General features: G+C 60.7%; 15 protein-coding genes. 7 read left to right on the forward strand and 8 right to left on the reverse strand.

The genetic code is table 11. The features are described from left to right. Positions 1 to 9: 9 nt before the first annotated feature. The 5 genes from REH34_RS09400 to REH34_RS09420 form a co-directional block, all read right to left on the reverse strand. Positions 10 to 291 carry a phage holin family protein gene (locus tag REH34_RS09400; protein WP_226506845.1) on the reverse strand — a complete coding sequence of 94 codons (282 nt, stop codon included), beginning with the start codon at positions 289 to 291 and terminating at the stop codon, positions 10 to 12. Next, on the reverse strand, positions 288 to 632 hold the full coding sequence (locus REH34_RS09405; protein WP_226506844.1) for a putative holin: 345 nt from the start codon (positions 630 to 632) through the stop codon (positions 288 to 290). Before REH34_RS09405 ends, REH34_RS09400 begins: the two co-directional genes overlap by 4 nt. After that, on the reverse strand, positions 625 to 981 hold the full coding sequence (locus tag REH34_RS09410) for a head completion/stabilization protein (protein WP_311971467.1): 357 nt from the start codon (positions 979 to 981) through the stop codon (positions 625 to 627). Before REH34_RS09410 ends, REH34_RS09405 begins: the two co-directional genes overlap by 8 nt. 186 nt (positions 982 to 1167) lie before the next feature. After that, the gene (locus REH34_RS09415; RefSeq protein WP_226506842.1) at positions 1168 to 1401 is read right to left on the reverse strand and encodes a helix-turn-helix domain-containing protein; all 234 of its coding nucleotides are present in this window, start codon (positions 1399 to 1401) and stop codon (positions 1168 to 1170) included. Between the two features lie 74 nt (positions 1402 to 1475). Further along, positions 1476 to 2741, reverse strand: coding sequence for an SAM-dependent methyltransferase (locus tag REH34_RS09420; RefSeq protein WP_311971468.1), 1266 nt, complete (start codon positions 2739 to 2741; stop codon positions 1476 to 1478). 298 nt (positions 2742 to 3039) lie between these two features. On the opposite strand from REH34_RS09420, the gene bglX reads away from it, so the two are divergent. From bglX to REH34_RS09435, 3 genes are all read left to right on the forward strand, one after another. Then, the gene (bglX, locus tag REH34_RS09425; protein WP_311971469.1) at positions 3040 to 5334 is read left to right on the forward strand and encodes a beta-glucosidase BglX; all 2295 of its coding nucleotides are present in this window, start codon (positions 3040 to 3042) and stop codon (positions 5332 to 5334) included. Between the two features lie 225 nt (positions 5335 to 5559). Next, positions 5560 to 6873 carry an MFS transporter gene (locus REH34_RS09430; protein ID WP_311971470.1) on the forward strand — a complete coding sequence of 438 codons (1314 nt, stop codon included), beginning with the start codon at positions 5560 to 5562 and terminating at the stop codon, positions 6871 to 6873. 75 nt (positions 6874 to 6948) lie between these two features. Beyond that, positions 6949 to 7572: a flavin reductase family protein gene (locus REH34_RS09435; RefSeq protein ID WP_311971471.1), complete on the forward strand. Its 624-nt coding sequence runs from the start codon at positions 6949 to 6951 to the stop codon at positions 7570 to 7572. A 4-nt stretch (positions 7573 to 7576) separates the two neighbouring features. Here REH34_RS09435 and REH34_RS09440 read toward each other — a convergent pair whose 3' ends face one another. Together REH34_RS09440 and REH34_RS09445 are read right to left on the reverse strand one after the other, a co-directional pair. Beyond that, positions 7577 to 7813, reverse strand: coding sequence for a hypothetical protein (locus REH34_RS09440; protein WP_226506837.1), 237 nt, complete (start codon positions 7811 to 7813; stop codon positions 7577 to 7579). Between the two features lie 72 nt (positions 7814 to 7885). Then, complete coding sequence (locus REH34_RS09445; RefSeq protein WP_409373269.1) at positions 7886 to 8764, reverse strand: helix-turn-helix domain-containing protein; 879 nt, start codon at positions 8762 to 8764, stop codon at positions 7886 to 7888. 170 nt (positions 8765 to 8934) lie between these two features. On the opposite strand from REH34_RS09445, the gene pobA reads away from it, so the two are divergent. Next, entirely contained in the window at positions 8935 to 10131 is a 1197-nt protein-coding gene (gene pobA, locus REH34_RS09450) for a 4-hydroxybenzoate 3-monooxygenase (protein WP_311971473.1), read from the forward strand. Between the two features lie 110 nt (positions 10132 to 10241). On the opposite strand, the gene REH34_RS09455 is transcribed toward pobA, so the two are convergent. Beyond that, complete coding sequence (locus REH34_RS09455) at positions 10242 to 10874, reverse strand: TetR family transcriptional regulator (protein ID WP_226506834.1); 633 nt, start codon at positions 10872 to 10874, stop codon at positions 10242 to 10244. A gap of 260 nt (positions 10875 to 11134) precedes the next feature. Here REH34_RS09455 and REH34_RS09460 point away from each other — a divergent pair, with 260 nt between their 5' ends. From REH34_RS09460 to REH34_RS09470, 3 genes are read left to right on the forward strand one after another with little or no spacing between them, the layout of a single operon-like run. After that, positions 11135 to 12286, forward strand: coding sequence for an efflux RND transporter periplasmic adaptor subunit (locus tag REH34_RS09460; protein ID WP_311971474.1), 1152 nt, complete (start codon positions 11135 to 11137; stop codon positions 12284 to 12286). A gap of 3 nt (positions 12287 to 12289) precedes the next feature. Then, the gene (locus REH34_RS09465; RefSeq protein ID WP_226506832.1) at positions 12290 to 15457 is read left to right on the forward strand and encodes an efflux RND transporter permease subunit; all 3168 of its coding nucleotides are present in this window, start codon (positions 12290 to 12292) and stop codon (positions 15455 to 15457) included. Next, positions 15454 to 16911, forward strand: coding sequence for an AdeC/AdeK/OprM family multidrug efflux complex outer membrane factor (locus tag REH34_RS09470; RefSeq protein WP_311971475.1), 1458 nt, complete (start codon positions 15454 to 15456; stop codon positions 16909 to 16911). Before REH34_RS09465 ends, REH34_RS09470 begins: the two co-directional genes overlap by 4 nt. The last annotated feature ends 358 nt before the right edge of the window (positions 16912 to 17269 follow it).

The raw sequence follows: 17269 nt of genomic DNA on the forward strand, positions 1-17269 counted from the left end.
GGCCTCTGATCACTCATCATCCGCCCCCCCCAGCAGCAGCGCCATCTGACCCCGCACCCGAATAATCAGGCAGCACAGCAGCACGCTGGTAGTCGCATGCCACAAACTCACCGAGGGCTGGAACAGCAGGATTTCCAGGCTGGCCAGGCACAATGAGACCCCCAGCAAGCTGCTGAACAGCTTGACCCGCCTCGAAGGCCTCGGCGCAGTCTGCCGACCGCAGACCAGCAGCAACGCGCTCACCAGAAACGCACTGGCCGTGATCAACGGCACAATCAATCCAAGGGTCATGGTCGTCCACCTCGCAGTTTCTGGACGATGTCGCGCAAATCGGCGGAGTGCGTCCAGTGCATGATCTTGACGCTGACCGGAATGACCAGCATCGCGCAGAAAAACGCCGCGGCGCCATTGGACAGTACCGGTAACAAGGGCTGTGCCACCGGCGTGAACAGATAGCCCACCCCTGCCGACATCAGCAACGACGCCAGTCGTTGCCAAGCCTTGAGTTCACTTTGGGTGGTGGTGACCAGCCAGCCGCCGAGCAAGGCGCCGAACAAGGCGTCGCCATCGATCAGCGGTGCAAGCGTGGCCAGGCCCAGGCCCACATAAAGAGTCGCGAGGCTGTTAGCCATGCCAGCACTCCCTGATGTGCAACTGCTCTGCCAGCAACATCCGCACGTTTTCGTAGAGTGTTTCAAGATACTGGCGCACGACCACCGGGAGTTCGCCATCCAGCGCACATGGGACCTGTTCCAGCGCCTTGTAGCCTTGGCGTCGCCACAGACAGCGGGCGCCCGCCAAATCGCGCTCCACCCGGATCAATGCACTGTGCAGGGCAACCGCCAGGCGCTGGTCGCTGATTGTCTGCCCGAGGTTCAAGGCCTGACGCACCTGCGTGCAGTGCACCGGCGGCCAGAAAGGGTCATGACGCAAACGGCACGGCGGGAGTAGTGCCGAGGCGTCCTCGAATAAGGTCTGCATGCTTGACGCTCACCAAACGAAGGGGGCACCGGATGCGGTGCCGCATGCCCCTATAGTGTTGTCCGCTCTGTCTTGGAACAACGCCCCGGGTTTGTCCGCACCACGCGTACAAACAGGTTCAACAACGCACACAAAAACGCCAACGCCCATCAAGGGATGGGCGTTGGCGTAGGCGTGGCACAAGTGTCAATCGGTACGCAGCATTCCCCGCGCCTGCGCCAGATGCCAGGCCGCACCGCGGCTGCCCACGGCGAATTTGCTGCGGATATTGGCGAAATGGAAATTGATCGTGGTTTCGGCACATCCCAGGATCAGCGCGATTTCCCAGGACGTCTTGCTCTTGCCATACCAGTACAGCACTTCACGCTCCCGAGGGGTCAGGTACACGGGGTCGCAAGCTTCGATGAGTCGAGATGCCATAAGCCTGGCTCCCTATTGTTCAAGACCGAATCATCTTGAACAACGGGACAGCCCCGTCCCATCAGTTGCGCTTGTCACTGCACAGGCGACAAAACCGTCGGGCCTGGCAGCAGGCCATCGGCGCGCAGCAGGGATTCCAGAGACTGCGACTCGATCGCATAGAAGGCCTTCAACGCCTGGATCTTTTCCAGCAGGGCCTCGACGTTCTGCGGTGTGGCGCGCTTGACCGCCAGAATCATCTTGTTTTTGTTGGTGTGCTCCAGCGAAATGAACTCGAACACTTTGGTCTCGTAGCCACAGGCTTCCAGATACAGGGCCCGCAGCGCATCGGTGACCATTTCGGCCTGCTGCCCGAGGTGCAGACCATATTGCAGCATTGGCTTGAGCAGGCCAGGGCTCTGGATTTGCAGGCGGATCTCCTTGTGACAGCAAGGCGAGCACATGATGATCGCCGCGCCACAACGAATGCCGGTATGGATCGCGTAGTCAGTGGCGATGTCACAGGCATGCAGCGCGATCATCACATCGATCTGGCTGGGCACCACGCTGCGCACGTCGCCACACTCGAACACCAGCCCCGGATGCTCCAGTCGAGCGGCGGCGCTGTTGCACAGGGTAACCATGTCCTGGCGCAACTCCACGCCCGTGACCTCGGCCTCTCGCTGTAAGGTATTGCGCAGATAATCGTGGATCGCGAACGTCAGGTAACCCTTGCCCGAACCGAAATCGGCGACTTTGAGTGGTCTGTCGGTGGGCAGGCTGGAGGTGCTCAGTGCGTGAGCGAACACTTCGATGAACTTGTTGATCTGCTTCCATTTGCGCGACATTGCCGGAATCAGCTCGTGCTGGCCATTGGTCACGCCCAGGTCCTGCAGGAAGGGTCGAGACAATTCGAGAAAGCGCTTTTTCTCGCGATCGTGCTCGGCCGATGGCAGCGTCCGGGCCTGGGCGGCCTTGCTGCGATGGAGCATGGCCTTGCCCTTCTTGCTGAATTCCAGCTGCAACTCGTCGGTCAGGGTCAGCAAATGCGCGGTCTTGAACACCAGCGGCAACCACTCGGCCACCTGCGCAACGCCCTCTGCCAGGCTCAGGTTGCGGGTGATATCGCGCGTCTTGTAGCGATAGACGAACGACAGGCAAGGCTGGTCCTTGACCATCAGCGGCTTGACGCTGACGCGCTGCAACTCCGCCTCCGGGCCAACGTGGCGGGAGAACACCATCTTGATAAGGGCATTGTGGTGCAGGCTGGTGTCGAGCACCGACAGAAACTGCGCGCAGGGATCCTCGGCGCCAAGGCTCTGGGCAGCGCTGTTTTTGGCAGAAGGCAGGGAAGCAGACATATACAGCAAAACCTCGGACGCCCGCGCACGGGTAAAGCCGGGTATTTTACGGCGCTGCGCGTTCGCGAGCACGGGGTAAATGCCGCACGCCGACGTTCAGTCACTTTTCACTCGCGCCAAGGTGCCGTGTTTGCGGGCGTCAGGCCTTCACACGGCAAGCCATGATGCGTCGGGGCTGGATTGCGGCCGCGCAATCGGCTAAAAGATGCCCAGCTTCGAACAATAACTGCCGCTTGCCTTTTTCACTTTGGCGGCGCCGTATCCCTATCGATACCGCAGTACGCCCCGAGAATATTCAATGAACAAGTTGTGTTTGCTTGCCCTGTGCGTTGGCCTGGCCTTTCAACCGGTCCAGGCCGCAGTTTCGACCGTTGCGAACAAAGACAAGGACACGTTTATCAACGATCTGTTGAAACGCATGACCCTGGAAGAAAAGATCGGCCAGTTGCGCCTTATCAGCATCGGCCCGGAGATGACCCGCGAGCAGATCGCCAAAGAAATCGCCGCCGGTCATATCGGCGCCACGTTCAACTCGGTCAACCGGCCCGACAACCGCATGATGCAGGACGCAGCCGTCAAGCACAGCCGTCTGAAAATCCCCATGTCGTTCGCCTATGACGTGATCCACGGCCAGCGTACGGTATTCCCGATCAGCCTGGGCCTGGCGTCCAGCTGGGACATGGACGCCATTGCCCTGAGCGCGCGTACTGCGGCAATCGAAGCCACCTCCGACAGCCTCGACATGACCTATGGGCCGATGGTCGACATCGCACGCGATCCACGCTGGGGCCGCACCAGCGAAGGTTTCGGCGAGGATACCTACCTGGTGTCGCGCATCGCCAAGGTCATGGTGCAGAGCTATCAAGGCAAGCAACTCAGCGATCCGGACAGCCTGATGGCGGTGGTCAAGCATTTCGCCCTGTACGGCGCGGTCGAGGGTGGACGCGACTACAACATCGTCGATATGAGCGCAGTGCGCATGTACAACGATTACCTGCCGCCTTACCGCGCCGCCCTCGATGCCGGCGCTGGTGGCGTCATGGTGGCGCTGAACTCGATCAACGGCGTGCCAGCCACCTCGAACACCTGGCTGATGCAGGATCTGCTGCGCAAGGACTGGGGCTTCAAGGGTCTGACCGTGAGTGACCATGGCGCTATCGCCGAACTGATCAAGCACGGTGTCGCCCGCGACGGCGCCGACGCGGCGCAGCAGTCGATCACCGCCGGTATCGATCAGAGCATGAACGACTCGCTGTACGGCTCCGAACTGCCGGCGCTGGTCAAGTCCGGTGCGGTGCCGGAGCGCAAGATCGACAACGCCGTGCGCGAAGTCCTCGGCGCCAAGTGGGACCTGGGTCTGTTCGCCGACCCTTACCGCCGCATCGGCAAGGCCAGCGATGATCCGGTGGACATCAATGCCGAAAGCCGCCTGCATCGCGAACCTGCCCGCGAGGTCGCCCGCAAGAGCATGGTGCTGCTGGAAAACCGCAACCAGACCCTGCCCCTCAAGAAACAAGGCACCATCGCCCTGGTCGGGCCGCTGGCCGATTCCCACGCCGACATGCTCGGCAGCTGGTCGGGCGCGGGCCGTTACGAGCAGACCGTCACCTTGCTGCAAGGCCTGCAAAATGCGGTCGGCGACAAGGCCAAGGTGGTCTATGCACGCGGCGCCAACATCACCGACGACAAAAAGACCATCGATTTCCTCAACGGCATTACCCAGGACCGTGTCGAGGTCCAGAACGATCCGCGCTCTGATGAGCAGATGATCGCCGAAGCGGTGCAAGCGGCCCAACAGGCCGATGTCATCGTCGCAGCGGTCGGTGAGGCGCGCCCCATGTCCCATGAATCCGCCAGCCGCACTACTCTGGAAATTCCCGAGGTCCAGCGCAATCTCATCAAGGCGCTCAAGGCCACCGGCAAGCCCCTGGTGCTGGTGCTCATGAACGGTCGGCCGTTGTCGCTGGTCAATGAGCGCAACCAGGCCGACGCAATGCTCGAGACCTGGTTCAGCGGCACTGAAGGCGGTAACGCCATCGCCGACGTGCTGTTCGGCGACTACAACCCGTCGGGCAAGTTGCCCATTACCTTCCCGCGTTCCGTCGGCCAGATCCCGACCTACTACAACCACGTGAGCATTGGCCGCCCGGTCGTGGCGGGACAGGTTGGCAATTACAAGTCCCAGTATTTCGATGATGAAACCGGCCCGCTCTATCCGTTCGGCTACGGTCTGAGCTACACCGACTTCAACCTGTCGGACGTGACCCTCTCGGCACAGACCCTGAAGAAAGGCGGCAAGCTCGACGCCAGCGTGACCGTCACCAATACCGGCAAGGTCGCCGGTGCGACGGTGGTGCAGTTGTACTTGCGCGATGTCACCGCCTCCATCGCCCGCCCGGTCAAGCAGCTGAAAAACTTCGAGAAGGTGCAATTGGCGCCAGGCGAGCAGAAAGTCGTGCACTTCAGCATCAGTGAGGACGATCTGAAGTTCTATAACGCTCAGCTCAAGTATGTGGCCGAGCCAGGGCAGTTCAACGTGCAGATCGGCCTGGATTCGCAGACCGTCAAGCAACAGAGTTTCGAACTGCTGTAAGTCGCCAAGCGCAAGCGCAGGGCCTCCTGCGCTTGCATGTGCGGCTCCAGAAATCTTGTTACATAATTGCCTACAAATCCCCCTCCCTTGCTGTAACAGCGCTGTGGCGCACTTCCCGCCCTTCCTCGGCACTCGCTGAAACAACTTGTAAATATGCCTCCCAGGCCCTGGTCATCGACCGTGTTAGTTTGCGCGCCTTAAAAAAACAACCCCTGGGGAAATTTTATGCAGAGCCCTGCACCTGCATCTGCCGATGCGACAACCACCCGCACCACTTCAAGTCGCCTGCGCTCCATATTCAGCGGCTCGGTGGGCAACATGGTCGAGTGGTATGACTGGTATGTCTACGCTGCGTTTTCGCTGTACTTCGCTCAAGTGTTCTTCCCCAAGGGGGACCTCACCGCCCAACTGCTCAATACCGCCGCGATCTTCGCCGTCGGCTTCCTGATGCGCCCGCTGGGCGGCTGGTTGATGGGCCTGTACGCCGACCGCAAAGGCCGCAAGGCAGCGCTGATGGCCTCGGTACTGTTGATGTGCTTCGGCTCCCTGGTCATCGCCCTGACCCCGAGTTATGAAACCATCGGTGTCGCCGCGCCGATTCTGCTGGTGCTCGCGCGCCTGATGCAGGGCCTGTCGGTGGGGGGCGAATACGGTACTTCGGCGACCTATCTCAGCGAGATGGCCAGCAAGGAACATCGCGGATTCTTCTCCAGCTTCCAGTACGTGACGCTGATCTCCGGCCAGCTCATTGCTCTGGCGGTATTGATCGTCCTGCAACAGACCCTCACCGAAGAGCAACTGATCAGCTGGGGCTGGCGCGTGCCCTTCGTGATCGGCGCGATGTGCGCGGTGGTCGCCCTGTACCTGCGCCGCGGCATGGAAGAAACCGAATCCTTCACCAAGACGCAACAGAGCAAAAAGAAAGAACGCACCATCACCATCCTCATGCGCCACCCCAAGGAGTTGCTCACCGTGGTCGGCCTGACCATGGGCGGCACCCTGGCGTTCTACACCTACACCACCTACATGCAAAAGTATCTGGTCAACACCGTGGGCTTCAGCAAGGGTGAGTCGACGGCGATTTCCGCCGCCACGCTGTTCCTGTTCATGTGCCTGCAACCAGTGATCGGCGCACTGTCGGACAAGATCGGCCGCCGGCCGATCCTGATCGCCTTCGGGGTACTGGGCACGCTGTTCACGGTGCCGATCCTGACCACCCTGCACACCATCGAAACCTGGTGGGGGGCGTTCTTCCTGATCATGGCGGCGCTAATCATCGTCAGCGGCTACACCTCGATCAACGCGATCGTGAAGGCCGAGCTGTTCCCGGCTCAGATCCGCGCCCTGGGGGTCGGCCTGCCGTACGCACTGACCGTATCGATCTTCGGCGGCACCGCCGAGCTGATCGCGCTGTGGTTCAAGCAAGCCGGCATGGAAAGCGGTTACTACTGGTATGTCACCGCCTGCATCGCCTGCTCGCTGCTGGTGTATGTGTTCATGAAGGACACCCGCGACAACTCAAGGATCGACGCCGACTGACCGTCCGCACTTGAGCGTCGTCTGCCCCGATGTTGGCGTACACTGGGGCATTCGCCGCCATGAGGATCCGCCATCGTGACAGACACCATCTATAGCTACCAACCCGCCAACGGCCACGGCCTGCCCCACGACCCCTTCAACGCCATCGTCGGCCCACGGCCCATCGGCTGGATCTCCTCGCAAAGCGCCGACGGCAAACTCAACCTGGCGCCTTACAGCTTCTTCAACGCCTTCAACTACATCCCGCCGATCATCGGTTTCTGCAGCATCGGCCGCAAGGACAGCCTCAACAACATCGAAGCGACGGGCGAGTTCGTCTGGAACCTTGCCACACGGCCGCTGGCCGAGGCGATGAACCAGAGCTGCGCACCGGTGGCCCCCGATGTCAACGAGTTCGAATTGAGCGGCCTGACGGCAGTGCCCTCGCAGATCGTCGGCGTGCCGCGGGTCAAGGAGACGCCGGTGGCGTTCGAGTGCAAGGTCACCCAGATCATTCAACTGCAACGCGCCGATCAGCAGTTGGTGCCGAGCTGGTTGATACTCGGCGAAGTCGTCGCCGTGCATATTGCCCAGTCGCTGCTGAAGGACGGCATCTACGACACTGCAGCGGCCGAGCCGATCCTGCGCGGTGGCGGTCCGGCGGATTATTTCCAGCTGGGCCCCGAGGCGCTGTTCCAGATGTATCGCCCCAAGGCCTGATACATCAGGGTTGCCAGTGCAGCTGCCCTTCGTCATCGACATCGGTCAGTTGCGCCAGCACCTCGCAAGCAGCCACGTCGGCATCAAAGGCGGTCTTGAAAGTCTGACCGTCCAGTACCTTGTGAAATTGCGGGGCGCCACCGCCCTCCAGGTTTTTCACAGCAATGGCTGCGCGATAACCGCCTTCGCCGGGGACCACCGCCGATACGGCCTCGTGCCACTTGAATGCTTTGCGTGCCATCTTTGTGCTCCAACATTGACCGGGAAATTGCCGCGCATTCTACCTGCTCCAAGGTCGGCACACGACGCCCGCTCAACGACGAAGGCTGACGTCCTGCTGCCGGAAGACCTTGGGCGATACACCGGTCAGGCGTCGAAAGAACCGCGAAAAATAAGCCGGATCGGCAAACCCCAGGCGCTCGGCCAGCTGGTTGATGGTCATGTTGGTGTAGATCAGGTTGCGCTTGGCCTCCAACAGCAGGCGTTGATGGACTACCTGCAAGGCCGACTGCCCCGCCAATTCCCGGCAGATGACATTCAGGTGCGCGACCGAGATACCGACCTCGTGCGCCAACTGCTCGATGCTGCGGTGCTGCACATAACGACGCTCGACCAGTGCACTGAAACGGCTGAAGTACTCACGCCCGCGCTCTGGCGCCTGCGCGGCCGCGTGGCGCTCGATGAACTGCCGCCCGACCCAGACGCCAAGCACGTTGACCAGCGACAACATCAACAGATCGCGTCCGGGCTGCTCGCTCTGATATTCATGCTGCAAGGTGCTGAACAACCGGCTGAGGTAGGCGCGATCCCGCCCGGCCGGATAGGTCGCCGCGCTACCCAGCACATCGCTACTCACGCCGGGTTGCGCGTGCAACTGCGTCACCAGCGGTGCCGCCAGGGTCAGGACAAAACCGTCGACGTTCTCGGAAAACCGAAACCCGTGCACGCATAGCGGCGGGACGACCTGCAGGGCGGGTTTGTCCAGGGTGAAGGATTGCCCTTCGATTTCGATCTGCGCCACGCCCTTGTGCAAGTACAGCAACTGGCACAGGTCGGCATGACGGTGGGCCTGGATCTCCCAGTGGTGCACGCGGCTGCGTTTGGGGATGGTTTCGCAATGCAGCAAATCAGGCGTGGCCCAGTCCTGGCCTTCTCCATAGAGTTTGAACACCGGGATCACTGTCGACAGCACCACTAACCTCCCATCCGATAATCGCCCCGATTGGCGAAAAGTACAGAGAAATACGCCAATTTCCTCTATTAAAGCCTAGGCCACAAGCGAAAAATACCGGCAGACCAATCATAACAATACCTTCGCCGGGCCGCGACACGCCCGCAGCGAATTTGCCCGAGACAACAATAATGAAGACTCAAGTCGCAATCATCGGTGCCGGTCCGTCCGGACTCTTGCTCGGCCAGTTGCTGCACAACGCCGGGATCGCCAACATCATCATCGAACGCCAACGCCCCGATTATGTGCTCAGTCGCATCCGTGCCGGCGTGCTCGAACAGGGCATGGTCGACCTGCTGCGCAAAGCAGGCGTCAGCCAGCGCATGGACATCGAAGGCCTGCCTCACCATGGGTTCGAGCTGGCCTTGAAGGGCCGTCGCGTGCATATCGATCTGGCCGGGCTGACCGGCGGCAAAGCAGTGATGATCTACGGCCAGACCGAAGTCACCCGCGACTTGATGGCCGCGCGTCAGGAGGTCGGCGCGCAAACCGTCTACGAGGCCAGTGACGTGCAGTTGCACGACATGAAAGCCGAACAGCCCTATGTCACCTTTATAAAGGACGGCGAAACCTGTCGCCTGGACTGCGACTATATTGCCGGTTGCGACGGCTATCATGGCATCGCCCGGCAATCGATCCCCGCCGGAGTGCTGCAGACGTTCGAGCGCGTCTACCCGTTCGGTTGGCTGGGGATCCTCGCCGATACGCCCCCCGTCAACGAAGAGTTGGTCTACGCCACCCACGAACGGGGCTTTGCCCTGTGCAGCATGCGCTCGCCCACCCGCACCCGTTATTACGTGCAGGTGGACGCCGAGGACAAAGTCGAGGACTGGTCGGATGATCGCTTCTGGAACGAACTCAAGGCCCGTCTGCCAGCAGACCTGGCCGAACGCTTGGTGACCGGACCCTCGATCGAGAAGAGCATCGCGCCGCTGCGCAGTTTCGTCGTCGAGCCCATGCAATACGGCAAGCTGTTTCTGGTAGGCGATGCGGCGCATATCGTCCCGCCCACCGGCGCCAAGGGCTTGAACCTCGCCGCCAGCGATGTCAGTACCCTGTTCGACATCCTGCGCAAAGTCTATGAGCACGGCCGTACCGACCTGCTGGAGCGTTACTCGGCCATCTGCCTGCGCCGCGTGTGGAAGGCCGAGCGGTTTTCCTGGTGGATGACATCGATGTTGCACCGTTTCCCGGATGCCGATCCTTTTACCCAGCGCATGCAGCAGACCGAACTGGATTATTTCGTCAGCTCTGCCGCCGGCCGTACCACCATTGCCGAGAACTACGTGGGCCTGCCCTACGAGGCGGTGGACCCTTCGAACGACTGACGTTCGCGACTGGCACACGAAAAACGCCGCCTGCTGTGGACTCAGCAGGCGGCGTTTTTCGTGGGTACAGGCAGGCGTTGGCGCAAATTGTTACATCTGGAAAAAAACATTCATTTGCGTAACGCCGGGCACAATCGCAGCATGTCGAGCGCCGTATCTACCAAGCGCTCAGCCTCGACATACAAATCAAAGCTGTCAGGCAGCAACAACCACTGCGCAATATTACCGTCGATAAAGGCATGCAGGCTCATCGCAGCACGTGCCGTATCCAGCTCCTGCGGCAATTGGCCGCGATTCACCGCATTGCGCAATGACAAATCAATGCGCACATTACAGTCTGCGCTGACTTCGCGGCGCTGACGGCGCAAGTCGCACATTTCATCGGTGAATTCGCACTTATGAAACAAGATTTCGTTGATACGTCGGGTCTGCGGGTCCATGGCGATTTGTTGAAACAATTGCACCAGCAGCTTGCGCATGCATCCCAGCGGGTCAAGCTCCTGCTCATCCTCACTGGCACGTGCCAGTTCGTCCAGCGGCTCGTGCAAGCTGTCGAGCATCGCCTGCACCAGATCCGCCTTGTTGCTGAAGTGCCAATAGATGGCACCGCGCGTGACACCCGCCATGGCAGCGATATCTGCCAACGTCGTGCGTGCGACACCACGGTCGTAGAACGCTTTTTCTGCCGCTTCGAGAATTTGCCGGCGTGTTTCCAGCGCTTCCTCTTTGGTACGACGAACCATGGCAGTAGAACCTCGATCAGGATATCTCGGGCGGGCCTTGAAGCGCCCTGAGATCGGAACCGGGTGAGCCGTTGTTGCGCTTTCTTCCCGGGCTTTTTGAACAAACGGTTTCGGCGGGTGGATGTATCCGATAAAGGTGTTTACAAACAGCCGTGAACGTAAGTATATTCGTTAGTAAGCTACTTATCTAGTCGAAACATTTTTTTACTCAATTCCACTATCCTATGAGCCCCCATGCGTGCTCATGACCGAGGATCTTCATGCAATTCAAGCCAGCTGTTACCGCCTTGGTATCCGCCATCGCCCTGGCCTCCGTGCTCAGTGGCTGTAAGAAGGAAGAAGCGGCGGCCCCCGGCCCCGCTCCTGCTCCTCAGGTCGGCGTGGTTACCGTGCAACCCCAGTCCTACACCCTGACCAGCGATCTGCCAGGCCGCACCACGGCCTTCCGCGTCGCCGAGGTCCGCCCGCAGGTCGACGGCATCATCCTCAAACGCCTGTACACCGAGGGCACCGACGTCAAGGAAGGTCAGCAGCTCTATCAGATCGATCCGGCCACCTACGAGGCCACCCTGGCAAGCGCGCAAGCCAGCCTGCAGGCCGCCAAGTCCCTGACCGATCGCTACAAGCAGTTGATCGATGAACAGGCCGTGAGCCGCCAGGAATACGACAACGCACGCAGCACCTCCCTGCAAGCCGAAGCCACCCTGCGGACTGCACAGATCAATGTGCGCTATACCAAGGTGCTGGCGCCTATTTCCGGGCGCATCAGCCGCTCCGCCGTGACCGAAGGCGCGCTGGTGACCAACGGCCAGACCACCGCATTGGCGACCATACAACAGCTGGATCCGATCTACGTTGACGTGACTCAATCCAGCACCGCCATGCTCAAGCTGCGCCGTGCACTGGCCAGCGGCCAGCTGCAGAAAGCCGGGGCAAACGGGGCGAAGATCAAGCTGACCCTCGAAGATGGCAGCGAGTACGGCCAGGACGGCACCCTGGAGTTCTCCGAAGTCTCGGTCGACCAGACCACCGGTTCCGTGACCCTGCGCGCCAAGTTCCCCAACCCCGACCACCAGTTGCTGCCGGGGATGTTCGTCCATGCGCGCCTGCAGACCGGCGTAGCCGCCCAGGCCCTGCTGGTACCACAGCAAGCCGTGACCCACGATATCCGCGGTATTCCTACCGCGATGGTGGTGAACAAGGACAACAAGGTCGAGGCGCGTGAACTGCAGGCCACCCAGACCGCCGGTACGTTCTGGCTGGTGGAAAAGGGCCTCACCGCGGGTGACCGCGTCATCACCGAAGGCCTGCAATACGTCAAGCCCGGCGCTGAAGTGAAGGCCACCGAAGCCACCAATGCCAAGGCAGCCACCCCCGCAGACGCTAATGCCGTCGGCGGCCAAGGGAAGTAAACCATGTCGAAATTTTTTATCGACCGCCCCATCTTTGCCTGGGTAATTGCCCTGGTGATCATGCTGGTCGGAGCGATCTCGATCTTCAACCTGCCGATCAACCAGTACCCGTCGATCGCACCGCCGGCCATCGCGATCCAGGTCACCTACCCGGGCGCCTCGGCGCAAACCGTGCAGGACACCGTGGTTCAGGTCATCGAGCAGCAGCTCAACGGTATCGACAACCTGCGTTACGTATCGTCGGAAAGTGACAGCGATGGCAGCATGACCATCACCGCCACCTTCAACCAGGGTACCAACCCCGACATCGCCCAGGTCCAGGTGCAGAACAAGCTCAACCTGGCCACCCCGCTGCTGCCGCAAGAAGTACAGCAACAGGGCATCCGGGTCACCAAGGCAGTGAAAAACTTCCTGCTGGTGATCGGCCTGGTGTCGACCGACGGCAGCCTGACCAAGGACGACCTGTCCAACTACATCGTTTCCAACATTCAGGATCCGATCTCGCGTACCAACGGCGTGGGTGACTTCCAGGTGTTCGGTTCGCAGTACGCCATGCGCATCTGGCTCGACCCGGCCAAGCTGAACAACTATCAGCTCAATCCAGGTGATGTCTCCACTGCGATTTCCTCCCAGAACGTGCAGGTGTCCTCCGGCCAGATCGGCGGCCTGCCTGCGGTGAAAGGCCAGCAGCTGAACGCGACCATCATCGGCAAGACGCGCCTGCAGACTGCCGATCAGTTCAAGAACATCCTGCTCAAGGTCAATCCTGACGGCTCGCAAGTGCGCGTCAAGGATGTCGCCGACGTCGCCCTGGGTGGCCAGAACTACGCCATCGACGCACAGTTCAACGGCAAGCCTGCCTCGGGTATGGCCATCAAGCTGGCACCGGGCGCCAACGCCCTGGACACCGCCGCAGCGATCCGCAAGACCATCGCCACCCTGGAGCCATTCTTTCCGCCAGGCATGAAAGCGGTCTACCCGTATGACACCACGCCAGTGGTCAAGGAATCGATCAGCGGTGTAGTAGAAACCCTGGTCGAGGCGATCATCCTGGTGTTCCTGGTGATGTACCTGTTCCTGCAGAACCTGCGTGCCACCCTCATCACCACCATGACGGTACCGGTGGTATTGCTGGGTACGTTCGGCATCCTCGCGGCGGCCGGCTTCACCATCAACACCCTGACCATGTTCGGTATGATCCTGGCCATCGGTCTATTGGTGGACGACGCCATCGTTGTGGTGGAAAACGTCGAACGGGTAATGGCTGAAGAGCATATGACGCCCAAGGAGGCCACCAAGAAGTCCATGGGGCAGATCCAGGGCGCCCTGGTCGGTATCGCCATGGTGCTCTCGGCGGTACTGTTGCCGATGGCGTTCTTCGGCGGTTCCACCGGCGTGATCTACAAGCAGTTCTCGATCACCATCGTTTCGGCGATGGCACTGTCGGTACTGGTTGCCCTGATCTTCACCCCGGCGCTGTGCGCCACCATGCTCAAGCCGATCGATGCAGACAAGCATGGCCAACCCAAGCGTGGGTTCTTCGGCTGGTTCAACCGCATGTTCGACCGCGGCGTAGACCACTACGAAGGCGGCGTGAAGAAGATCGTCACCCATCGCATCCCGGCCTTCCTGGTGTATGGGGGCATTATCGCGGCGATGGTCTACCTGTTCACCATCATCCCGGCAGCCTTCCTGCCCGATGAAGACCAGGGCGTGATCTTTGCCCAGGTGCAGACGCCTGCCGGCTCCTCGGCCGAGCGCACGCAGCAACAGCTGGACAAGATGCGCGAGTATCTGCTGGACGAGAAGAACGGTGAAGGCAAGGCGGTAGGCTCGGTCTTCAGCGTCAACGGCTTCAACTTCGCCGGTCGTGGCCAGAGCTCCGGCCTGGCGTTCGTACTGCTCAAGCCGTGGGAAGACCGCGACTCCACCATGAGCGTGTTCGAAGTTGCCAAACGCGCCCAGCAGAAGTTCTTCTCCTTCCGCGACTCCATGATGTTTGCGGTGGTGCCGCCATCGGTACTGGAACTGGGTAACGCGACCGGTTTCGACTTCTACCTGCAGGATCAGGGTGGCGTGGGCCATGAAAAGCTCATGGAAGCGCGTAACCAGTTCCTCGGCATGGCGGCCCAGAGCAAGATCCTGGCCGCGACCCGTCCGAACGGCCTGGCCGACGAACCGCAATACCAGCTTGAACTCGATGATGAGAAAACCCGTGCTCTGGGCCTCTCCATTGCTGACATCAACACTACCATCTCTACCGCGCTGGGTAGCTCGTATGTGAACGACTTCATCGATCGCGGTCGGGTCAAGAAGGTTTACGTGCAAGGCATTCCAAGCGCGCGCATGAGCCCGGAAGACCTGGACAAGTGGTATGTACGCAACTCCTCCGGGACCATGGTGCCGTTCTCGGCATTCGCGACCGGCAAGTGGGTCTACGGCTCGCCGAAACTGGAGCGTTACAACGGTGTAGCGGCGGTCGAGATCCTCGGTACGCCGGCAGCGGGCTACAGTACTGGCCAGGCCATGGATGAAGTCGAAGCCATCGCCAAGAAACTCCCGGCCGGCATCGGTTACTCGTTCACCGGTCTGTCCTACGAGGAAAAACTCTCCGGTTCGCAGACGCCAGTCCTGTATTCGATCTCCATCCTGATGGTTTTCCTCTGCCTTGCAGCGCTGTATGAAAGCTGGTCGATCCCGATCGCGGTCATCCTCGTGGTGCCGCTGGGCGTGGTTGGTGCGCTGATCGCAACGCACTTGCGCGGCCTGTCCAACGACGTGTTCTTCCAGGTAGGCCTGCTGGTGACGGTGGGGCTGGCGGCGAAAAACGCCATCCTGATCGTCGAGTTCGCCAAAGAGCTGCACGAACAGGGCAAGGGCCTGGTGGAGTCTGCTGTCGAGGCCTGCCGCATGCGACTTCGCCCTATCGTGATGACGTCCATGGCGTTCATCCTGGGTGTTGTGCCGCTGGCCATCTCCAGTGGCGCCGGCTCAGGCAGCCAGCACGCCATCGGTACCGGTGTGATCGGCGGTATGCTCACAGCCACCACCTTGGCGATCTTCTGGGTGCCAATGTTCTTCGTGGCCGTGTCGTCGCTCTTCAAGGGCAAGGACAAGGACAAGGACAACCAGCCAAAGAACCAAATTTCACACGATGAGGCTGGCCAATGAGCAAGTCACTGATCTCCATCGCGGTGACCGCCGTCATCCTCAGCGGATGCTCGTTGATCCCCGATTACAAGACGCCGCAGTCGCCGGTCGTCAATCAGTACCCGCAAGGGCCGGCGTACGCGCCAGCCCAAGCGGCCAACGTCGCCGCCGCCGAACAGGGCTGGCGGCAGTTTTTCCGCGACCCGGCGCTGCAGCAGCTGATCCAGGTGGCATTGACCAACAACCGCGATCTCAAGGTCGCGGCCCTGAACGTCGAAGCCTTCCAGGCCCAGTACCGCATTCAGCGTGCTGACCTGTTCCCGGCCATCGGTGGCACGATCACGGGGACGCGTCAGCGTACGCCCGCCGACCTGAGCATCTCGCAACAGACCACCACCAGCGGCAGCTACTCGGCCCAGGTGGGGATCTCCTCCTACGAGCTGGACTTGTTCGGCCGGGTTCGCAGCCTCACCGAGCAAGCGTTGCAGAGCTACTTCTCCACCGAAGAAGCGCGGCGCTCTACCCAGATCAGCCTGGTTGCCAGCGTGGCGACGGCGTACATGACCTGGGAAGCTGACCGCGAACTGCTGAAGCTGACTCAGGACACCCTCAAGACCTACGAAGAAAGCTTGCGCCTGACCTCGCGCAGCAGCGAAGTCGGCGTCTCCTCCGCACTGGATCTTGCTCAGGCTCGGACCTCGGTCGAGAGCGCCCGCGCAGCCTTGGCGCGCTACCAGCGCCAGGTCGCTCAGGACGAAAACTCGTTGGTGTTGCTGCTGGGCACCGGCCTGCCGGCCAACCTGGCACCCAACCAGCCTCTGGACGGGGATATGCTCACCGAAGTGCCTGCAGGCCTGCCGTCGGACCTGCTGACCCGTCGCCCGGACATTCTCCAGGCCGAATACACCTTGAAGGCGTCCAACGCCAACATTGGCGCGGCACGTGCAGCGTTCTTCCCGAGCATCACTCTGACCGCAGGCGCCGGCTCGTCCAGCGCCGAACTGGGCAACCTGTTCAAGGGCGGGCAAGGCAGCTGGTCGTTCACCCCGACCATCAACGTCCCGATCTTCTACTTCGGCCAGCTCGAGGCGAATCTGGATTACGCCAAGCTGCAAAAAGACATCAACGTCGCCAACTACGAGAAAGCCATCCAGACCGCCTTCCAGGAAGTCTCGGACGGCTTGACCGCACGCAAGACTTACAACGATCAGTTGCAAGCTCAGCGTGACTTCGTCCAGGCCAACCAGGATTACTACCGCCTGGCCGAGCGTCGTTATCGTATCGGTGTGGACAGCAACCTGACCTTCCTCGATGCCCAGCGCTCGCTGTTCAGTGCCCAACAGACACTGATTACCGATCGCCTGTCGCAACTGAGCGCCGAGATCACCCTGTACAAGGCACTGGGCGGTGGCTGGGTCGAACAGACCGGGCAACCGATTCAGGCGGCCGATGCGCAGCCCACAAAGACCCGATAACGGCCTTTGCGGACTGAAAAAGCCCACCTTCTGGTGGGCTTTTTTTTGCTTGTACGACGATCAACTCCTATTTGATACCCACTGTAACTGGGCTGAAACGATATCGCTGAGGGCGGCCGACCCAAATTAGAGTAAAGACTGGACGCCGTCAGATTCCCCTGCTACAAATTCCACAACCGTACCTGTCCGACAACTTGACACAAAATTAACCAAACAGTTAGTGTTCGCTTATCGCCCAGATTCCCGTGCGGCGAATTGACCCACTCCGGGTCGAGATTGCACCATCCGCTTACCGAAACATCCTCCTGTACCTTCGCGGAGCAGAGGCTAAAGAAAGCGTCAGACCACACGATAACCA

The sequence above is a fragment of the Pseudomonas baltica genome, assembly GCF_031880315.1.
Classification (GTDB): Bacteria; Pseudomonadota; Gammaproteobacteria; order Pseudomonadales; family Pseudomonadaceae; genus Aquipseudomonas.

Bases quoted from the DNA above. Each gene is read 5' to 3' on its own strand.
- REH34_RS09455 (WP_226506834.1), bottom strand. From the start codon at position 10,874: ATGGTTCGTCGTACCAAAGAGGAAGCGCTGGAAACACGCCGGCAAATT.
- pobA (WP_311971473.1), top strand. From the start codon at position 8,935: ATGAAGACTCAAGTCGCAATCATCGGTGCCGGTCCGTCCGGACTCTTG.
- REH34_RS09415 (WP_226506842.1), bottom strand. From the start codon at position 1,401: ATGGCATCTCGACTCATCGAAGCTTGCGACCCCGTGTACCTGACCCCT.
- REH34_RS09410 (WP_311971467.1), bottom strand. From the start codon at position 981: ATGCAGACCTTATTCGAGGACGCCTCGGCACTACTCCCGCCGTGCCGT.
- REH34_RS09400 (WP_226506845.1), bottom strand. From the start codon at position 291: ATGACCCTTGGATTGATTGTGCCGTTGATCACGGCCAGTGCGTTTCTG.
- REH34_RS09440 (WP_226506837.1), bottom strand. From the start codon at position 7,813: ATGGCACGCAAAGCATTCAAGTGGCACGAGGCCGTATCGGCGGTGGTC.
- bglX (WP_311971469.1), top strand. From the start codon at position 3,040: ATGAACAAGTTGTGTTTGCTTGCCCTGTGCGTTGGCCTGGCCTTTCAA.
- REH34_RS09470 (WP_311971475.1), top strand. From the start codon at position 15,454: ATGAGCAAGTCACTGATCTCCATCGCGGTGACCGCCGTCATCCTCAGC.
- REH34_RS09405 (WP_226506844.1), bottom strand. From the start codon at position 632: ATGGCTAACAGCCTCGCGACTCTTTATGTGGGCCTGGGCCTGGCCACG.
- REH34_RS09430 (WP_311971470.1), top strand. From the start codon at position 5,560: ATGCAGAGCCCTGCACCTGCATCTGCCGATGCGACAACCACCCGCACC.
- REH34_RS09420 (WP_311971468.1), bottom strand. From the start codon at position 2,741: ATGTCTGCTTCCCTGCCTTCTGCCAAAAACAGCGCTGCCCAGAGCCTT.
- REH34_RS09460 (WP_311971474.1), top strand. From the start codon at position 11,135: ATGCAATTCAAGCCAGCTGTTACCGCCTTGGTATCCGCCATCGCCCTG.
- REH34_RS09465 (WP_226506832.1), top strand. From the start codon at position 12,290: ATGTCGAAATTTTTTATCGACCGCCCCATCTTTGCCTGGGTAATTGCC.